25 protein-coding genes are annotated in these 18,685 nt (G+C 37.3%); 12 read left to right on the forward strand and 13 right to left on the reverse strand.

The features are described from left to right. The first annotated feature begins 67 nt into the window (after positions 1-67). Entirely contained in the window at positions 68-1,462 is a 1,395-nt protein-coding gene (rlmD, locus tag BkAM31D_RS03185) for a 23S rRNA (uracil(1939)-C(5))-methyltransferase RlmD (RefSeq protein WP_066158182.1), read from the forward strand. A gap of 89 nt (positions 1,463-1,551) precedes the next feature. After that, positions 1,552-2,373 carry an alpha/beta fold hydrolase gene (locus BkAM31D_RS03190; protein WP_066157732.1) on the forward strand — a complete coding sequence of 274 codons (822 nt, stop codon included), beginning with the start codon at positions 1,552-1,554 and terminating at the stop codon, positions 2,371-2,373. A 62-nt stretch (positions 2,374-2,435) separates the two neighbouring features. On the opposite strand, the gene BkAM31D_RS03195 is transcribed toward BkAM31D_RS03190, so the two are convergent. Continuing rightward, entirely contained in the window at positions 2,436-2,702 is a 267-nt protein-coding gene (locus BkAM31D_RS03195; protein ID WP_235820518.1) for a hypothetical protein, read from the reverse strand. Between the two features lie 89 nt (positions 2,703-2,791). On the opposite strand from BkAM31D_RS03195, the gene BkAM31D_RS03200 reads away from it, so the two are divergent. The 3 genes from BkAM31D_RS03200 to BkAM31D_RS03210 all read left to right on the forward strand — a co-directional run bounded on the left by BkAM31D_RS03200 (position 2,792) and on the right by BkAM31D_RS03210 (position 5,249). Then, complete coding sequence (locus BkAM31D_RS03200) at positions 2,792-3,694, forward strand: aldo/keto reductase (RefSeq protein ID WP_066157728.1); 903 nt, start codon at positions 2,792-2,794, stop codon at positions 3,692-3,694. Positions 3,695-3,971: 277 nt separating this feature from the next. Then, positions 3,972-4,268 (forward strand): hypothetical protein, encoded by a 297-nt coding sequence (locus BkAM31D_RS03205; RefSeq protein WP_066157725.1) that lies wholly within the window; start codon positions 3,972-3,974, stop codon positions 4,266-4,268. Between the two features lie 24 nt (positions 4,269-4,292). Beyond that, positions 4,293-5,249: a 2-hydroxyacid dehydrogenase gene (locus tag BkAM31D_RS03210; RefSeq protein WP_066157722.1), complete on the forward strand. Its 957-nt coding sequence runs from the start codon at positions 4,293-4,295 to the stop codon at positions 5,247-5,249. Positions 5,250-5,475: 226 nt separating this feature from the next. Here the strand turns inward: BkAM31D_RS03210 and BkAM31D_RS23440 are convergent, their stop codons facing one another. From BkAM31D_RS23440 to BkAM31D_RS03245, 8 genes are all read right to left on the reverse strand, one after another. Next, complete coding sequence (locus BkAM31D_RS23440) at positions 5,476-5,631, reverse strand: hypothetical protein (RefSeq protein WP_157076877.1); 156 nt, start codon at positions 5,629-5,631, stop codon at positions 5,476-5,478. 128 nt (positions 5,632-5,759) lie between these two features. Further along, entirely contained in the window at positions 5,760-6,122 is a 363-nt protein-coding gene (locus BkAM31D_RS03215; RefSeq protein ID WP_066157715.1) for a group I truncated hemoglobin, read from the reverse strand. Positions 6,123-6,277: 155 nt separating this feature from the next. Then, entirely contained in the window at positions 6,278-6,670 is a 393-nt protein-coding gene (locus tag BkAM31D_RS03220; RefSeq protein ID WP_066157711.1) for an ectoine synthase, read from the reverse strand. 61 nt (positions 6,671-6,731) lie between these two features. Further along, positions 6,732-8,015 (reverse strand): diaminobutyrate--2-oxoglutarate transaminase, encoded by a 1,284-nt coding sequence (gene ectB / locus BkAM31D_RS03225; RefSeq protein ID WP_066157706.1) that lies wholly within the window; start codon positions 8,013-8,015, stop codon positions 6,732-6,734. A gap of 78 nt (positions 8,016-8,093) precedes the next feature. After that, positions 8,094-8,600 (reverse strand): diaminobutyrate acetyltransferase, encoded by a 507-nt coding sequence (gene ectA, locus BkAM31D_RS03230; protein WP_066157702.1) that lies wholly within the window; start codon positions 8,598-8,600, stop codon positions 8,094-8,096. 335 nt (positions 8,601-8,935) lie between these two features. Beyond that, a complete protein-coding gene (locus BkAM31D_RS03235; RefSeq protein ID WP_084372352.1) occupies positions 8,936-9,055 on the reverse strand; it encodes a YfhE family protein in 120 nt (39 codons plus the stop codon). 64 nt (positions 9,056-9,119) lie between these two features. Continuing rightward, complete coding sequence (locus BkAM31D_RS03240; protein WP_066158179.1) at positions 9,120-9,677, reverse strand: GNAT family N-acetyltransferase; 558 nt, start codon at positions 9,675-9,677, stop codon at positions 9,120-9,122. Between the two features lie 338 nt (positions 9,678-10,015). Then, the gene (locus BkAM31D_RS03245; RefSeq protein WP_066157695.1) at positions 10,016-10,924 is read right to left on the reverse strand and encodes a TIGR01777 family oxidoreductase; all 909 of its coding nucleotides are present in this window, start codon (positions 10,922-10,924) and stop codon (positions 10,016-10,018) included. Positions 10,925-11,076: 152 nt separating this feature from the next. Between BkAM31D_RS03245 and recX the strand changes: the two genes are divergently transcribed. The 3 genes from recX (at position 11,077) to BkAM31D_RS03260 (ending at position 14,093) form a co-directional block, all read left to right on the forward strand. Continuing rightward, a complete protein-coding gene (gene recX / locus BkAM31D_RS03250) occupies positions 11,077-11,880 on the forward strand; it encodes a recombination regulator RecX (protein ID WP_066157693.1) in 804 nt (267 codons plus the stop codon). Positions 11,881-12,036: 156 nt separating this feature from the next. Next, positions 12,037-13,695 (forward strand): L-lactate permease, encoded by a 1,659-nt coding sequence (locus BkAM31D_RS03255; RefSeq protein WP_084372350.1) that lies wholly within the window; start codon positions 12,037-12,039, stop codon positions 13,693-13,695. 71 nt (positions 13,696-13,766) lie between these two features. Beyond that, positions 13,767-14,093, forward strand: coding sequence for a YfhH family protein (locus BkAM31D_RS03260; protein WP_066157691.1), 327 nt, complete (start codon positions 13,767-13,769; stop codon positions 14,091-14,093). A gap of 24 nt (positions 14,094-14,117) precedes the next feature. Here the strand turns inward: BkAM31D_RS03260 and BkAM31D_RS03265 are convergent, their stop codons facing one another. Both BkAM31D_RS03265 and sspK read right to left on the reverse strand, forming a co-directional pair. After that, on the reverse strand, positions 14,118-14,279 hold the full coding sequence (locus BkAM31D_RS03265) for a YpzG family protein (protein ID WP_084372349.1): 162 nt from the start codon (positions 14,277-14,279) through the stop codon (positions 14,118-14,120). 53 nt (positions 14,280-14,332) lie between these two features. Further along, positions 14,333-14,491 (reverse strand): small acid-soluble spore protein K, encoded by a 159-nt coding sequence (sspK, locus tag BkAM31D_RS03270; RefSeq protein ID WP_084372347.1) that lies wholly within the window; start codon positions 14,489-14,491, stop codon positions 14,333-14,335. Positions 14,492-14,581: 90 nt separating this feature from the next. Between sspK and BkAM31D_RS03275 the strand changes: the two genes are divergently transcribed. Next, positions 14,582-14,851 carry a YfhJ family protein gene (locus BkAM31D_RS03275; RefSeq protein ID WP_066157689.1) on the forward strand — a complete coding sequence of 90 codons (270 nt, stop codon included), beginning with the start codon at positions 14,582-14,584 and terminating at the stop codon, positions 14,849-14,851. A 102-nt stretch (positions 14,852-14,953) separates the two neighbouring features. Here BkAM31D_RS03275 and BkAM31D_RS03280 read toward each other — a convergent pair whose 3' ends face one another. Next, positions 14,954-15,934 (reverse strand): metal-dependent hydrolase, encoded by a 981-nt coding sequence (locus BkAM31D_RS03280; RefSeq protein ID WP_066157686.1) that lies wholly within the window; start codon positions 15,932-15,934, stop codon positions 14,954-14,956. 92 nt (positions 15,935-16,026) lie between these two features. On the opposite strand from BkAM31D_RS03280, the gene BkAM31D_RS03285 reads away from it, so the two are divergent. The 3 genes from BkAM31D_RS03285 to BkAM31D_RS03295 are packed head-to-tail and all read left to right on the forward strand — an operon-like array spanning position 16,027 to position 18,205. Next, entirely contained in the window at positions 16,027-16,335 is a 309-nt protein-coding gene (locus tag BkAM31D_RS03285; protein ID WP_066157684.1) for a hypothetical protein, read from the forward strand. Positions 16,336-16,341: 6 nt separating this feature from the next. Beyond that, on the forward strand, positions 16,342-17,433 hold the full coding sequence (mutY, locus tag BkAM31D_RS03290; RefSeq protein ID WP_066157681.1) for an A/G-specific adenine glycosylase: 1,092 nt from the start codon (positions 16,342-16,344) through the stop codon (positions 17,431-17,433). 13 nt (positions 17,434-17,446) lie between these two features. Continuing rightward, positions 17,447-18,205, forward strand: coding sequence for an SDR family NAD(P)-dependent oxidoreductase (locus BkAM31D_RS03295; protein WP_066157678.1), 759 nt, complete (start codon positions 17,447-17,449; stop codon positions 18,203-18,205). A 73-nt stretch (positions 18,206-18,278) separates the two neighbouring features. Here the strand turns inward: BkAM31D_RS03295 and BkAM31D_RS03300 are convergent, their stop codons facing one another. Beyond that, entirely contained in the window at positions 18,279-18,653 is a 375-nt protein-coding gene (locus BkAM31D_RS03300) for a hypothetical protein (protein ID WP_066157674.1), read from the reverse strand. Between the last annotated feature and the right edge of the window lie 32 nt (positions 18,654-18,685).

Below are 18,685 nucleotides of genomic sequence, written 5' to 3' on the forward strand. Positions count from 1 at the left end.
GCAAGTTTAGGAAGAAATGTTCGAACATGCTATAATAGAGGCGCATTATGAGGACGGAGTTGAAAATATGAATGAAAATCAAACAAAAAAAACCGCAAATATATCAATTGGACAACAGTTCCCACTTACCATTAAGCGTCTTGGGATCAATGGGGAAGGAGTGGGCTATTTTAAACGACAAGTTGTTTTTGTTCCTGGGGCTCTTCCAGGAGAGGAAATTGTTGCTGAAGTAACTAAAACTAGTCCTCGCTTTTCTGAAGCCAAAATGATAAAAGTACGGAAACGGTCAAAAGAAAGAATTGAACCACCTTGCCCTATTTATTTTGAATGTGGTGGTTGTCAACTTCAGCATATGGACTACCAAGCGACATTGAGAGAAAAGAGAGATATAGTAAAGCAAGCTTTTGAACGGCATACGAAACTAAATGTAGAGAAACTAAAAGTACACGAAACGATTGGAATGAAAGATCCATGGAATTATCGGAATAAAAGTCAGTTACAAGTTGCAAAGAAAGGAGAGAATGTTATAGCCGGGTTATACGCTATGAATTCTCATAAATTAATTGATCTCTCTGACTGTAAAGTGCAGCATCAAGCAACCAACAAAGTAACACAGACAGTAAAACTAATACTTGCTGATCTCAATGTGCCTATTTATAACGAAAGAAAGCATAAAGGTATCATCAGAACGATTGTAACACGTGTAGGTTTTGAAACGAATCAAGTTCAGGTCGTCCTTGTTACGAAAGAAGAGGAACTTCCTCGTAAGGAGGCGATTGTCAGTGAAATCAAAAGAAGGCTGCCACAAGTAACTTCAATTATTCAAAATGTAAATAGTCAAAAGACGTCTTTGATCTTTGGTGGCAAAACGATACATTTAGCTGGTGAAGAAGCGATTGAGGAGAAGCTTGGAGAACTTTCCTTCTCACTATCAGCTCGTGCTTTCTTTCAATTAAACCCAGTACAAACAGTAAAGCTTTACAATGAAGTAAAAAAAGCAGCAAAATTAACAGGAAAAGAAAAAGTGGTAGATGCCTACTGCGGGGTTGGGACAATTGGTTTATGGCTAGCAAAAGATGCTGCCGAAGTAAGAGGAATGGACGTTATTGAAGCTTCCATAAAAGATGCAAGAAAGAATGCTGAAAATCACCGTTACCAGCATGTTTCCTATGAAGTAGGTAAGGCTGAAGAATGGCTTCCACGCTGGCAGAAAGAAGGTTGGAGACCAGACGTAGTAGTAGTCGACCCACCACGTACAGGTTGTGATAAACAGTTGTTAAAAACCATCTTAGAAGTGAAACCAAAGCGTATGGTGTATGTTTCGTGTAACCCATCTACTTTAGCAAAAGACGTCGATTTACTTACTAAGAAAGGGTATAAAGTTAAATCTATTCAACCAATTGATATGTTTCCCTGGACAGCACAAGTTGAGAGCATAACGGAATTAGTAAGAGAAAAATGATACAACATGCGCTTACAATGATCCGGAGGGATTGCTTACCATTTGGAACTTATTCACCATATATGGATTTGTACAGGAGCTATTACAAGTTGCCTAGTATAAAGGTTAAACATGAGTACGGCTATATTAGAGCAGGAGAATATCAATTATTTACTCAATGCTTTAAGCCATCTAATCAAAGTGCAATGGTAATATTGCTGCATGGCTATCTAGATCATGCTGGTTCTTTTAACAGGTTAATCACTTTTCTAATAGAGAATCATTTTGAAGTCGTTTGTTATGATCTACCTGGGCATGGTTTATCAAGCGGTGAGCGAGCAACTATCTCTAGTTTTGAGGATTATATTACATCATTACAAGTGATATATGATCGTGTTGTTCCATCTTTAACGCAACGCCCATACTTTATCGCACATAGTACAGGGGCAATGATTGGCCTAGAATTTGCTAAGAGGTCAGTTGAAAGATTTGCTAAGATGGCACTTGTTGCTCCTCTTTTTAGACCTCCCTTGTGGCAACTTTCCAAAATAGGTTTGTTGTTCACAAGAAAAATTATGTTCATAAATTCATTTAAACGGATCTTTCAAACTAATTCCTCAGACCAGGATTACTTATTGTTTACGAAAAGGGATCCATTACAAGAAAAAAGATTACCATTGTCTTGGCTCGAAGCGCTTAACAAATGGTTGCGTTTTAATGATCATCATACATCAGAGGATCTTTCGTTTCTTATGATTCAAGGTGATCATGATAAAACAATTGATAGTAAATATGGATTAAAAAAAGTACAAGAATCTTATCCTAATAGCCAAGTGATTATCATGGGAAATGGTCATCATCAGTTATTGAATGAGGGTGATGTTATTAGAAATCAAACCTTTTCGATTTTGTTAAAGTTCCTAAAGGGCTAGAAAAATAGAGAATGAAAAAAGGATGAACCAAGGAGTAAGAAACTTGGTCATCCTCTTAAGGTTTATGGATGATCTTGCTCGATTGAGTTTTGACGATTGATTTCTTCTGCTTGGCGATAAGCATCAATCATACCCCATATCCACATAATCGGGTACGTAATAAAGCCAATAAGTATAAACATAAGCAATGCATTAATAAACTGGATTAACATGAAGGCGATTCCTTTTCCAATTTGTCCGTTATAAATTTGACCTAACCCACACCAAAGGGCACTTAATACAGCAGCTAATCCAGCGTTTTTAAGAGGTTGCATAGAACCGGTTGTCATGATGTTTTACCCCCTTATAAAGTAACTGATATACTTAAGCGTATTACATAGATTCTAAATAAATAACTGCAATTTCAGAGGAGGATGTTATGGATCGTATTCAATTAGCAAATGATTTATCTTTTTCAAGACTTGTTCATGGATTTTGGCGTCTTAATGAGTGGAACCAAACGAAAGAGGAAACACTTGATTTAATTAAATTTGGATTAGAGCAAGGGATTACTACATTTGATCATGCAGATATTTATGGAGCATATACGTGTGAAAGCCTTTTTGGAGAAGCACTAGCATTAGAACCCTCTTTAAGAGAGAAGATGGAGATTGTAACAAAGTGTGGCATTGTCTTTGAAGCAACTGCAAGACCTCAACATAAATCTCATCACTACAATACAAGCAAAAAACATATCATTGAATCTGTAAATAATTCTTTAAGAGATTTAAAAACAGATTACATTGATGTCTTACTAATCCATCGTCCAGATCCATTTATGAATCCAGAAGAAGTTGCAGAAGCTTTTTCTAAGTTGAAAACATCTGGCAAAGTCCGATATTTTGGCGTATCTAACTTTAAGCACCATCAATTTACAATGCTGCAATCGTACGTTGAGGATAAATTAGTTACAAATCAAATTGAGCTATCTCCGTATCAATTAGAAAATATTGAGGATGGAACATTGAACCTTTGTCTCGAAAAAAGAGTGAAACCGATGGCGTGGTCTCCGTTAGCTGGTGGGAAATTATTTACGGGAGTAGATCCTAAGAGCATAAGACTTCAAAAAGCACTGGAAAAGGTCAGGGATGAAATTGGAGCTATAACTATCGATGAAGTTGCTTATGCATGGCTACTCGCTCATCCTGCCGAGATAATGCCTATTATAGGCACTAGCAAAAAGGAACGACTCATGCGTGCTGTTCAAGCCCTGGATTATCACATAACATTAGATCAATGGTTTGAGATTTTACAGAGTTCAATGGGACATGATATCCCATAACAATACTGAAGCTTGTCACCAAGGCCCAATGTTACTTGGTGACTTGTATTAATTAGGAAACACAAATCAAAGTACTGGAATATAATTTTTTGGCTGCAGTCGAAAATCTTTTGTCTGATTAATAAATACAAATGTTATAATTTAAATGCAAGCAGTAATTAAAAGTTATCTTTACTGTTATGCCTGCCTCTATTATTTCAGTATGACTACATAATTAATAGTAAGAATAAAAGTAAGCATCACCTAATGTTAGGTTAACGAAAAAAGGAGAGACAATATGGACGTTTATAAAGCTCATTTTATCCATCCTTATACCCACGTTCCACTTATTGTATATTTTAATGAAAGTGAAGGGTATGTCACATTTGAAAAAGATCAAGAAGTTTTACAGTTATTATTACAATTGGATGAAGACTTAGCACATGATCAAAGCTTTCTTTCAAATGTGAATCAAGTGTCTAACTTGTGTAAGACACAATATCCTGTAAGTTCTTTTAAAGATGTGTTTGAGTTTTTAGAGCATATAGGAATCGGAGAAGAAGATCTGAATTTCAAGCAGTTATTTCTTCATTAACGTTATATAGAATTGAGGGAAACTATGAAACTGATCATGACATGTAAAATACCTGATGAATTAATGAACCCAATAAAAGAAAAATATGAAGTAGTGACAGTAGAAAGCGATCATGCATTAATGTCTCGTAAGCGTTTACTTGGAGAAATAGTTGATGCAGATGGTTTATTTACAAACGTGGCCGATCATATTGATGAAGAGCTTTTTGAACAAGCAAAGAAGCTAAAAGTCATAAGCACGATGGCTGTAGGCTATGACAATATCGATTTACAAGAGGCGAAGAAAAGAGGAATTCTTATCGGCCACACTCCAGGTGTCCTGACTGAAGCAACAGCTGATCTCACATTTGCCCTTTTAATGGCTACTGGTAGAAGGGTAAAAGAGGGCGCTGATGCAATTCAAAACAATGAATGGAAGGGGTGGCTACCCTTTTACTTAACCGGTCAAGAGATTTACGGAAAAACGATTGGCATCATAGGGATGGGCCGGATTGGAGTTGGGGTAGCGCGTAGAGCAAGAGGATTCTCGATGAATATCCTTTATCACAATCGTAGTAAAAATGAGGAAGCAGAAAAAGATTTAGGAGCTACATATGTAGAACTGGACCAGTTGTTAAAAAAGTCTGATTATGTTGTGCTCCTTGCTCCATCAACAAAGGAAACGTATCGAATGATGAGTACTGCTCAGTTTCAATTGATGAAAAAATCAGCAGTGTTTATTAATACATCAAGAGGTTCTAATGTTGATGAAGATGCACTTTATGAGGCTTTACAGTCTGGAGAAATATGGGCTGCGGGGTTAGATGTTTTTGAAAATGAACCAATTTCGGCTAACCACAAATTATTGCAACTTAATAATGTAACTGCACTACCTCATATTGGAAGTGCTGCTATAGAAACAAGAATGAATATGGCTCGTTTAGCGCTAGAGAATTTAGTAAATGGGCTAGAAGGCCGCCCTCTTGTTCACCAAGTAATTTAATAATGCTCATCATAGCTTTTAATTTATTATTTAGCTATCTCAAGAATTGGAATAGAAATGACAATGGCTTCGTTTGCTACGCGATTGGAAAGTAGAGGGTTTCTTCTCTCAAGACTTTTATAAAATGTAGCGACTTCGTTCAATGCTTCGGAGGGACGTCTCAATAGGTCAAAACCAAACCTATTGAGACGTCCCCTGCTTTTTAATAGCTTTGTGAAGTAAACACCTACCACCAAAATGGACGGTGTGGCCTCGGTTGCCAAGCTTGCCATGGATGCCAATGTTGTTGATAAGGGTACCATGGGTGGTAAGGTGGACGCCAAGCTTGCCAATTTGATTGTTGAGGGGTTAATAGGCTCATATCTTGAAGCCAGGGAAACATAAGATCACCTCTTTACTTTAGATAATACAGTTTATTGTCCTAGCTATTAATAAGAGCTTGTTCAATGTTGAATTGGGCAGGGCAGAGATGATCTTTATATTGATATGTAAGGTTATAGCAACTAGTCTTTATTTATAGAGAATGTCCTCACGTAACGATGCAACTTTTGTTATGGCTTTGTCGATGTCAGGTTCATTTATTCCAAAGTGGGCGAGAGCTGTATGGAGGTGTTTGGCAATGGCGTCAAAATGAGCTGGCTGTAAATTCATGCCTGAGTGTGCCTTAGCCATTGATTTCCCTGAATATTGGTTCGGACCACCTAATGCAAAACTAATAAATTTAGTTTGGTGACGCCGCTGTTTCTCCATATCAGTTTCTTTGAAGAATTGGTTGACCGTTTCGTCTTTTAATACTAATTCGTTGTAAAAGTAGTCGACCACCTTTGCAATCGCGTCTTCTCCTCCGACTTTTTCATATAGCGTTTGTTCCATGTTGGCCACTCCATTCATTATAAATATACAATAATTTTCCACCGAGGCTATTTTTTTATACTACTTAATTTAATAACCTTAATTAATTTCTTCAAAACAACAGCCTTTTAAAAAGAAATAAACCAGTTGACTAAAAAGTCAACTGGTTTAGAAAATCAATCTTCATCTACAGGATATACTCCATTTTCATCATGTACTTCGTTCCCTGTAAGTGGTGGATTAAAAACACAAACCATACGCATATCGCCCTTTTCACTAGCACGTAGTAAATGTTCGTCATGCTTATCTAGTACATATATTTCGTCTTTTTTAATAGGCCATACTTTGTTATCAGCAAGTGTTACAACTTCACCTTCACCTTCAATACAATAAACAGATTCAAGGTGATTTTGATACCAAATATGAGTTTCTGTGCCGGCTTTTATAATTGTATCACTTACGGAATATCCCATTCCGTCTTTTTTATTTACTAAACGACGGCTGATCCACGTTCCTCCGTCTACTTCACGTTCTGTACCTAGAATGTCTGCTAGTTTGACTACTTTCATGTTAGAGTACCTCCAAAATTATGTGTTTTCTATTAAAAGGAGAAAAGAACTCCTCTTCAAGTTATGAGATGACTAATTCTCTTGCACCAAGTACAGCTTTGACACTGTCTTCAATAATTTCAAAGCCTTTCTCTAATCCCTCGTCATCAATAATAAGAGGAGGGAAGAGCTTAAATACTTCATCTTTAGGACCGGAAGTTTCCATAATGAGACCACGTTGGAACGCTTCTTCTGCAACGCTTGAAGCTAAACCATCGATATCTGTTGCAATTCCTACCATAAATCCGCGTCCTCGCACTTCTCCGTTTAATTCAGGATACTTAGCAACGATGCTTTCTAAGAAAGCATAAATCTTCTCTGATTTTTCTTGAATGTCCTTTTCAAAGCTTGCATCTTTCCAGTAATTTAGTGCTGCTGTTGCTGTAATAAAGGCATGGTTGTTACCTCTAAAAGTACCGTTGTGTTCACCAGGAGCCCAGATGTCTAATTCAGGACGAATTAATGTAATTGCTAATGGTAATCCGTATCCACCAATTGACTTTGACATACAGACAATATCAGGTTTGATTCCAGCTTTTTCAAAACTAAAGAAGGTTCCAGTACGACCGACACCTGCTTGAACGTCATCTACAATCAGCAGAATGCCCCAACGCTTACAAATTTGTTCTATGCGTTGTAACCACTCGAAACTTGCAGCATTAATGCCGCCTTCACCTTGGACTGTCTCGAGGATCATTGCAGCAGGGATTTCAACACCGCTACCACCATCCTCTAGGAAACGCTCGAGATACTCCAGAGTGTCGAGGTTGTCATTAACAAAGCTATCATATGGCATTGTTACTACATTTTGTAATGGAATACCTGCTCCTTTACGTTTGAAGGCATTACCTGTAACGGAAAGTGCACCGATTGTCATTCCGTGGAAGCCATTAGTAAAGCTAATGATATCCGTACGACCAGTAACTTTACGAGCTAACTTCAACGCACTTTCAACTGTATTAGTACCAGTAGGTCCTGGAAACATTACTTTATAATCTAGATTCCTTGGTTTTAAAATGACTTCGTTGAAAGTTGTTAAGAATTCGGCTTTTGGTGATGTTGCCATATCTAGTGAATGAGTAATACCATCACTTAGAATATAGTCAACAAGTTTAGCTTTCATCATCGGATCATTATGACCATAATTTAGCGCGCCTGCTCCTGAGAAAAAGTCAATATATTCTCTTTCTTTTTCATCCCACATTTTATACCCTTTTGCTTTTGTAAAAACAGTTGGAAAACTACGGCAATAACTGCGTACCTCTGATTCAAGATTTTCAAAAATGCTCATATCTGTCTGACTCATACTTTTCTCCTCCTATTATACCTATACTGGGTAATGTATTTGCGAATTTCCACTCATCCCGCATCGTTCTGTGTATGACTATTTTTTTATCGGTCCTACACGGAACGTTAATTCAGCTTCATGACCCTCTTCAGGGAATAAATCTTCTGAGAAGCATTCGCTTACTTCACATTCGGTTTGAAAACTACGAGCTAAACTACGGAAAAGTGCCTGTGATGCTTCGTTTGACGGAGTAACTGTCGCTTCAACGTAAGATACATCTTTGCAACCAGAACGGTTCACAAGTTCTGTAATTAACTTAGATGCTAACCCTTTCCCACGTTGCGAAGAATGGACTCCTACTTGCCAAACGAAAACAACATCTTGTCGCTCTGGAGGAATAAAAGCAGTTACGAAGCCAACAAGTTGATTGTTTTCCTTTGCGACTACACAAGTTTCTGCAAAAAATTCACACATCATAATGTACTTGTAAGCAGAGTTTTGATCAAGTGTTGACTCATTTACGAGTTCCCACATTGCTGCACCATCTTCAACAGTCGGTTTTTCAAACTGAACCGCAGCTGTTTTTGAGGGTGCAGGAGCCATTTGACTTTTAATGTCGGTTTCCCCCTTACACGTTCAATTTTTTTTTTACTATTTAATCATAAGCGGAGTCAAAGAACGACGCAACTTAGGTTAACAGGGATTAATTAGCAAATGAAACGCTTAGGTGGGATGAAGGAGTATAAGGGCAATGATTGCTGAGAATGCTTCCAAATGGTTAAGTTTTCTAACTAATTGAAATAGACAGATCAATTCAATGCGGGAAAAACCCTATAATTATAAGGGGTTCGTGATTTCTGTAAAAATACAAATTATTTTAAAAAAAGAAAACAACCTGTAATTAGGTTGTTTTCTTTTTTCTAGGTTAGTGTCTCAAATTACATTTTGCTACGATTTGCTACTCGATCAGCTGCTCTGAACTCTGATCCATAGTTTACTTCCTGAGCTTTACGTAATGTTTTGCGATCTTCGTGTCCACGACGTTTCTTTTTATCCATACTGAGCACCACCTTCTTTAAGAATAGTATCAGTATAATCAAAAGAAGGTAGAGTTAATCTTAATTATGCTTCTTTTATTTCTAGAGTTTCTTCTTCTTGTTGTGTTCTCATTAAATGAAGATGGTATTGATCTTTTTCAATTTGAAAAAGGTTATAAACATCTTGATTTGTATTAATGTGATCATAGACATCTTTTCTAATATCATTTGCTAGTGTACAGTAAGGCAATTTCTCAGCAGCCTTAAATGATCGAATGTTCTCTTTACGAATACGCATAAATACAGTTTGAATATCACAAGAGAAGAACAACTCATCAAAAAAAGCATCTTTTGCTACTTTATTATAGCCTTTTCCAAAGTAGGGCTTTCCGAGCCATGTACCTAAAAAGCCACTATTATTTGAAACATCGAATAAATTAATTGTACCTATCGGTGCGCCCCATTCATCAACAATAGTGCGAGAAATGAGCTCGCCGCGTTCTTCAGCTTCTATTGTCTGTTTTGTTAGGAATACAAACTCATCATATGAATTTGCCTTCTGACGAACAAATGGAAACACGGCCGGGTCCACTATCAATTCGAACAAAGCATGACAATCAGCGACGTCTCGTTTTTTTAAAATCACAAAAAGCCCTCCTTTTGATGAGGGCAGAAAAAGAGCTCCACCCTCGAATTTAATAGTCGATCTTATCAAATTCGGGGTGGGAATCGAACCCACTAGAACCAGCATAGCTGGTGGCGCACCAATTGCCTTCCCAATGCTTATATAGTTGTTAATTAAGCGATATTGGGGATTCTAGCGTGTTTATAGTAGGTAAACAACAGTTTAGTTTGAAAATACGCTTATATTCTCTTGAATCCTTTTATATATTAAATGTTTTTTTGAAAAAAAGATACCTATTTTTTATAAATTTTTCGTGAAAAAATCTGCCATTTTGTTAAAAATTTATTTAGAATAATCTAACTCTTGAGGAGGTGTGTCAGGGCTGAGTCTAAAGTGGGATATAAGAACGAATAATGCGTTTTAATTGCTTTAGTAGGTAATACTTGTTGCCCATCAAGAACGAGTGTACTCATTTCTCCAAGCAAAGCCTTTAAAGCAAAAGATGGAGCCGGGAGCCAATGAGGTCGACGTAAAGTTCTTGCTAACTGTTTTCCAAATTCGTTCATCGTACAAGGTGAAGGCGCTGTTACATTAAATGGCCCTGATATTCGACTTTCTTCAATAGCAAATTGAAACATCTGAATGGCATCATCAATATGAATCCAACTTAACCATTGGTCACCAGTTCCAAGAGGGCCACCCGCAAATAGGCGGTAAGGGAGCAACATTTTTGCTAGCGCGCCTTCATTTGGGTGAAGTACGACACCTAACCGGCAGTACACTACACGAAGATCAAAGATTGTCGCTTTTTCCGCTTCTTTTTCCCACTTTTGTACAACGTCAGATAAAAAGTCTTTTTTAGCAGGTGTGGACTCCTCTGTGAAGATAGCCGTTTTTGAATGTCCATAATAACCAATTGCAGATGCGTTAACCAATACTTTTGGTTTGATAGGAAGTTTTTCAATTAGGCGGGTAATCGCTCGAGTAGATTCAATTCGACTGTTTAAAATTTGTTCCTTTCGTATAGAAGTCCAGCGCCCTGATCCAATGGATTCGCCAGCAAGATTCACGATGGCGTCAATTCGGTTAAACACAGTTTCAGGAGTCGCTTCTTCATCAAGCCATTTTACATAGTAAACATTGGGTTTTACTGGTTTATTCGTTTCATCTCTTGTTAAAATATATACGGTATGACCTTGATCAACTAATCGATCGGTTAACCTTGTTCCAATAAAGCCTGTTCCTCCTGCGATTGCAATCTGCATAATAGTACCTCCTGATCGTTTTTAAAAGCTGGAAATGGAGAACGTTCAAAACATTTGATGAATGTCTCCGTTTAGGGTTAGAAGCAGGTTATACTGATTCTAGTTTACTTTTTTAATAGAATTTATTGCAACTGTAAAGGTAGGTGATTGGTTTGGCGATCATTTCAAAAATCCAAATTCAAGTGAAAAATAAGCAGCGCTATAATGTGTTTCTAGATACTGGAAAAGGAGAAGAGTATGCTTTAAGTGTAGATGAAGATTTAATTATTAAACATGGGTTACGCAAAGGGATGGATTTAGATGAAGATGCATTGATCGAATTAATTGATGAAGATGAAAAGAAGAAAGCATATTATTTGGCAATCAACTATTTATCCTATCGAATGCGTTCTATTGAGGAGATACGTACTTACCTTCAAAAGAAAGAAAAAGAGGAACACCATATTGAAGAAGTTATATTGAAATTAATAAAGGATCACTTATTGAACGACCTTGAATTTGCTAACAGTTATATTCGATCAAAACAGGCTACACTTATGAAAGGTCCAATAAAGCTTAAGCAAGAGCTCCTTCAAAAAGGAGTTGAGGAAACAATAATTGAACAAGCATTAGAACAATACTTGATAGAGGATCAGGTTGATATAATTGTCAAATGGTTAGAAAAACAGAAGAAACGTTCCGTCAAAACGTCTAATCGTGCTTTTTTAGAAAAGTTATCAAATCAGCTCCAATTAAAAGGGTTTGCTCGAGAGACCATCGTGGAAGCTTTAAAGGAAGTAGATCTATCGAATGAAGAAGATGAAGAATGGAAGGCCATTTGTTTTCAAGGAGAAAAAGTTAAACGAAAGTATCAGGAAAAATACAAGGGGTGGGAATATAAGCAAAGAATAAAACAATTCCTTTATCGTAAAGGATTCTCGGTTGAGCTAATCGAAAGGTATATTGATGATGAATGAGACTGAGACTGTAAATAGTATGATATGAGACAGAATGGATAATAGTAATTGTCCATTTTTTGTTCAAAAAAGTTTGTGAAACATTGAGCAAATTAATTGTATAATAGAATTATGAGTAAGCTATATATATATAGGATTAAACAAAGGAGAGAGAACATGGCTACTATTATTGCGTTAACGCCAATCTTGGCCGTTTTGATATTCTTGGTCTTTATGCGTATGCCGGCAATGAAGGCAATGCCGATAAGTCTCTTCGTTACGGCATTAGTTGCATATTTATTTTGGAAAGTGCCAATGGTTCAAATTGCAGCTGCTTCAATTGAGGGGATTTTGATAGGGCTGTCTATCTTATACATTGTCTTAGGTGCCATTTTATTATTGAATACTTTACAATTGAGCGGAGCTATTGACACGATTCGAAACAGTTTTTTAGGGATTAGCAATGATCGCCGCGTTCAAGTCATTTTAATTGCGTGGTTGTTTGGGGCTTTTATTGAAGGTGCCGCAGGATTCGGAACTCCGGCAGCTATTGCAGCTCCTTTACTAGTTGCTTTAGGATTTCCACCGTTAGCGGCAGTTGTTTTATCTCTAATAGCAGATAGTAGCCCTGTTTCATTCGGTGCGGTTGGTACACCTGTAATCGTTGGCGTGCATCAAGGATTACAAGAAGGAGCGTCACTCGCTCCTGTGGCTGCTTTGTATTTAGGGGACATGGCGATAACTGACTTTCTTCGAATGATATCAGCGCAAGTAATGAGGATTGATGTGATTGTTGGAACGTTTATGCCTTTGATTCTTGTTCTTTTATTAACGAGATTTTTCGGTGAGAATCAGTCATGGAAAGAAGGTTTGGCAATGTGGAAGTTTGCGATTTTTGCTGGATTAAGCTTCACAGTTCCAGCATTGATTGTTGCCACCTTTATTGGACCGGAGTTTCCTGCTATCATTGGAGGTTTATCTGGTTTGGTTATGGTTCTTTTGGCGCTTAAGAAACGTTGGTTCTTACCGAAGGAGAGTTGGGATTTTGGTGAAGAGAATTCATGGAAGGCGGAATGGTTTGGGTCAATTAAACTTGAGAAACAGAATCAGAAATCAAGATTGCCATTAGCGCTCGCTTGGATTCCTTATATTTCACTTGGAATTATACTTGTCATTACTCGTCTAGACATTTTACCAGTAAAGGAATGGTTATTGAGCTTCATCGTTGGTTGGGAAAATATTCTTGGCACAGAAATAACAGCTAACTTCCAACCGCTTTATTTACCTGGAACGGTCTTTCTAATTGTAGTTATCATTACTTTTTTCTTACACCGTATGACGGTATCTGCTTTAAAACAAGCAATCAATGTCTCAAGTAAGGCACTTATAGGGACAGCTATTACACTTTTTACAGCAGTGCCAATGGTACGTATATTTATCAATTCTGGTGTGAACGAGGCTGGATTAGAAAGCATGCCTGTTGAACTTGCGTTTCAAGCATCTTCATATTTAGGTGGTGCATGGCCTATGGTTGCCCCATTTATTGGAGCGTTAGGGTCGTTTATATCCGGTAGTGCTACGTTTAGTAATATGATGTTTTCGTTGTTTCAATTTAACGTTGCAGATCAAAGTGGCTTAGACCCAATGCTTATCCTAGGATTACAAGTTCTCGGTGCCAATGCAGGAAATATGATATGTGTTGTGAATGTGGTTGCGGCAGCTTCGGTTGTCGGTCTTGTAGGAAAAGAAGGAACCATTATAAGAATGACAATGTTGCCAATGGTTTATTATGCTGGCTTTGCTGGGTTAATTGGACTCGTTATAGCTTTTCTATAATTAAACTTTTGTTTGTTTTAAGCGTTTCATCTATAATATGAAGTGGATGAAAAGAGAGGGATGAGCAAAAAATGGAACAGCAAAAGAGATTTAGTCAGATGTCAGAATACGAGCTCCGTCAAGAAATTGCTCGGTTAAATGAAAAAGCTAAAAAAGCAGAACAAATGGGGATGTCTAGTGAGTTTGCCGTATATGAGCGACGTGTACTGATTGCCAAAGCTTATTTACTAGATCCGGAAGATTTCAAGCCCGGGAAAAGTTATGAAATTGAGGGCGGTTCTACATTTGAAATATCATATTTAAATGGATATTTTGCTTGGGGGTATCGTGATGATACAACATCGTTAGAAGGAATTCCTATTTCTTTACTTATTAAAGTAGAAGGAGAAGTCGAATAAGACTTCTCCTTCTACATAAATGAACTATCGTTGAGCTTTTCGGTGTAGCCTTACTTTAATATCTGTTTGACTCATTTGTGTTTCGCCACCAATTTGCTTTGAAGCATGTTTAGGGTTAGCACGTGGGGAATCAAACGGACTTCTGTATTCTGAATCAAATTCAAATGTCTGTTTCTCCTTACCCATAGCAGGCACCTCCAGAAACGTTGGATAATTAAATGAAAAACACTTAATTATAATTAATTGTTCGTATCACCATCGGTTGTTCTCATACGAGCTCTAGGGTTTGTATTAATACTTAAGTCAGCTCGTTTGGACTCATTTTTATTTCGGATGTCCTTTGGTGAGTACCCCTCGAACTTAATATGATTTGGAAAGCCTTTTGCTTTGTTTCGCATTGTGATGACCCTCCCTTCCAACGTGTTCTGTAATAGTATGAACACAGGATTAGAAGTTATGAGACGTAATGATTGTCAAAGGAGGAAAAGATGATGGAAGATCGCTTCAAAAGATTAACTGAACAGTTAATATCTGTTAATACTGAAATAAGTGTTAATCAAGCAAGAACATGGGTAGAGAGTTTATGGGAAGACTTTGAGACAACGAGAGCGAAGGGCGGATGGTCCTACAAAGGGCAAGATGTTACAGAACAAATTGTAGCAAAGTGGATAAAGCAGTATGGACCTATGCTTCATAAATACACTTCAACAAAAGAGAAATTTACACATTTAAATCAGGATGATTCATTAAAACATTAATGGGGAGTTTAGACCCTTTTAGAAGCTTAACTGTCAGGTTTTCTTCGATTAAAAACCACTGAAGAAAGGTGATCCTAATTCAGTGGCTTTTGGCATTAATTATTATTCTGTTACAATATTTAACTTCTTTTGCAATGTTTCTTCACTAAAAACCCAACCTGTATACGAACTAATAATAGATAAATTTTGGTCTAATTGAACAATCGCCACAAAGGGATAGTGTCCTTTGCTTCGATAGCGTAAATCGACGAAGCGAACCTCTGTAATCTCCCCCTTTTCTTCAACTTCCCAGCGATATGTTGGAGAAAAGGATAAGAATGCCGATAAATTAGAATCTTTTCTAGCAGCATTGATGATAGGAATATTTGGAATTGGGTCAAATGAGTATTGTTCAAAGTACTCAATTTGATGATTTTTACATTCCGTGACAAATAAGACGTCACGTGTTCGAATGACAACATGCCATTGACTCCATCTAATAGAAGGGGAAACAAAAACATGTGTTGCATCTGGATGAAGGGTTTTAGCGAGTTGGACGACACGTCTTTTTTCTATAATTCTCCAGAAATAATAAGACACCAACACAAGGTATAATACCAACATCGTTCGTCCTGGTGGTAACCCTAAGGCCCAAAATGCAAAAGCAACTAAATGACTAAAGAAAATAAAAGGATCAAAAATGTTGATTACGCCAAGCGCGAGCCACTTATTTGAAAAAGGTCGTAAAGCTTGGGTACCATAAGCATTAAAGATATCAACAAAAATGTGTAAAAAAACAGCGATAAACGACCATAGCAAAACGGTTAGCCAATTTGTCTCTGGGGTTAAAAGAATAATGCCACCAGTAATAAAAAGAGGCCATATAAAGATTGCTGGTATGGAATGAGTTATTCCACGATGGTTTCGAATATATACAGCATTATTTCTTAATTTTAATACTGTATCAAAATCTGGAGCTTGAGAGCCAATGATTGTGGCAATCATGACCGAAGTAGGGAGTAATGGGTCACTTGCTATAGTGGGGTCTAATGTGGCCAAGCCGCCTAAAGATATCCCCATTACGACATGAGTACCTGTATCCATCGTGAACAAACCTCCTTAATAACTAATCAACGTTGATATATAGTTTATTTATACCCGAATTAGATCTGAATAAAAAGGGGAGAAAGATAAAAATGATTAAACCTTTACAAATTTTTATGGAGTATAAAGTAAAAGAGGAAGAAGTCGAAGCTTATGAACGCGACATGAAAGAGATTTTAGCGATCTTGCCTGAATATGAGGCTAAGAATATACAATGGTACGTTGCAGATGATCAACCATATCTTTATGTAGAAATGTATGAAGTGCCAACCACTTCTCACTATCAAGTATTAAGAAAAATTCGTCGCCAAGAAGAACATAAGATATTCGGGAAAATTGTTCCGTATATTAATGGAGGCGCAGAAAAGATTCATTGTTGGGCATTTCAAAGGAAGGAATAAAAAAACGTGAAACAGGAACTTCTTAATGATTTTGACATAACAGGATTTCAGGAAAGTTTAGTTAGTTGGTTTCTAGAAAATCAGAGGGAATTACCTTGGCGTGAATCAAGAGATGCTTATCGCGTATGGGTTTCGGAAATTATGTTACAGCAAACAAGAGTTGAGACGGTTATTCCGTATTACCAAGCATTCATGCGAGAATTTCCTACTGCTGAGGCTTTAGCAGAAGCAGAGGAAGAACGGATTCTAAAAGCATGGGAAGGATTAGGTTATTATTCTCGAGTACGCAATTTACAATCAGCGGTTCGAGAAGTTGTGGAAAAATATCAAGGAAGAGTACCCGATACAAGAAAAGAGATATCCTCGTTAAAAGGCGTAGGCCCTTATACAGCAGGTGCCATACTAAGTATCGCTTATGGAAAGCCTGAGCCGGCAGTTGATGGGAATGTGATGCGTGTCCTTTCAAGGGTTTTTATTGTTGAAGAGGATATTGCAAAACCCGCTACAAGGAAAATTTTCGAGACGATCCTTTATGATCTTATCTCAAAAGAAGACCCCTCTGCATTTAACCAGGGTTTAATGGAACTTGGAGCACTAATCTGTACACCGACATCTCCAGGTTGTTTGCTTTGTCCTGTGAGGGCATATTGCAGGGCCAATCAAGAGGGGATTCAATCGCAACTGCCAATTAAGTCAAAAAAGAAAAAGCAAACAATGAAACATATGGCTGCAGTTGTCGTGAAGAATCAAGCAGGAGAAATTCTCATTGAGAAAAGGCCTGAAAAAGGCTTGTTAGCTCGTTTATGGCAATTTCCCAATATTGAGGTAACCGATCAAGTCAACCATCAGATTGCACTTAGTGACTTCCTAGAAAAGGAATTTGATCTTAAAATAGAAGTACAAAACGAGGTTCAAAAAGTCGAGCATGTCTTCTCTCACTTAATTTGGAATATTACAGTGTATGAAGCTGTAGTTATAAACGAAACGAAAAAGAGGAGTGGCCGAACTTTTAAATGGGTAAAGAGAAATGAAATTGAAGAATATGCTTTTCCTGTTTCTCACCAAAAAATTATTCAACAAACGCTATTTGTAAATTAAGGAGGAAACCAATTTGGATTTACACTTGAATAACAAAGTTGTTCTAGTAACAGGGGGATCTAAAGGTATTGGACTTGCAATTGCAAAAGCTTTCATCGAGGAAGGTGCTAAAGTAGCGATTGTTGCAAGGGGAGAAGAAGATTTGGCAAAAGCAGCGGCTACATTTGATGGTCTTATTACGATTCAAGCTGATTTAAAAGACGAGCTTGAGCGTAAACAAACCGTTCAAGAAGTTATTAACCGTTTCGGAACAATTGACATTCTTGTAAATAATGTAGGTGGAAGCAATGGGTCTACAACTGAAGAAACTGAACTTTCTTTATTCCATGAAGCTTTTGACCTAAATTACTTCTCAGCTGTGCATTTCAGTAAATTAGTGTTGCCTTATATGAAAGAGAAGAAGGCAGGAAGCATCATTAACATCTCTTCCATCTTTGGCCGTGAATCTGGAGGTAAAGTAACTTACAACAGTGCCAAAGCAGCCATGATCAGTTTTACTAAATCGTTAGCTGATGAAGTCATTAAAGAGGGAATTCGTGTAAATGGTGTTGCTCCTGGGTCTGTTTTACACCCTTCAGGAAATTGGCAAAGAAGGCTTGAAGAAAATCCAGAGAAAATAAAGGAATTTATCGAAAGTGAAATACCTGGTGGTCGCTTTGGGACGGTAGAAGAAATTGCAAATGTTGTTGTTTTTTTAGCATCTGAACAAGCAAATTGGGTAGTTGGAGCAACATTAAATGTTGATGGCGGTCAATCTAAATCAAATTTCTGAAGCCATGGCCAATTTGAAAAAGGTGTGAGACCTTCTTCACACCTTTTTAGTAAATGAACAACAAAAAAAGCGACTATAACGGAGTGTTTGGTTCTGAGTTATTGTCTACCGGGTAAGCATCATCATTAATCATATGAATTTCTCTTATTTTGTCCTTTGTTTCTGTTGTTCCTAAACGATAAAGCTCTTCATAAACATCATTTAACCCCCGTTGAAATTCATTGCGATCTTGGTCAATCTTCCCATCGTCGAAATGTCGGAATGAAAAAAGGTTACCAAGTTCTAAATCATGCCTTTGTACCTCGTGTAATAAATCTTCTAGTGCTTTTTTCTCTGCTTCTGTTGCTTCTATTTCATATTCAATTAGTTGCCCATCGTCGATACGTGTTGGATTAATCTTGTCCATACTTATGGGGTTTAAATTTACATAATACAACTGTTTTTCCATGTGATATCTCCCTTTCTATATCAGGCTATCCT

Source organism: Halalkalibacter krulwichiae (assembly GCF_002109385.1).
Taxonomy (GTDB): Bacteria; Bacillota; Bacilli; order Bacillales; family Bacillaceae_D; genus Halalkalibacter; species Halalkalibacter krulwichiae.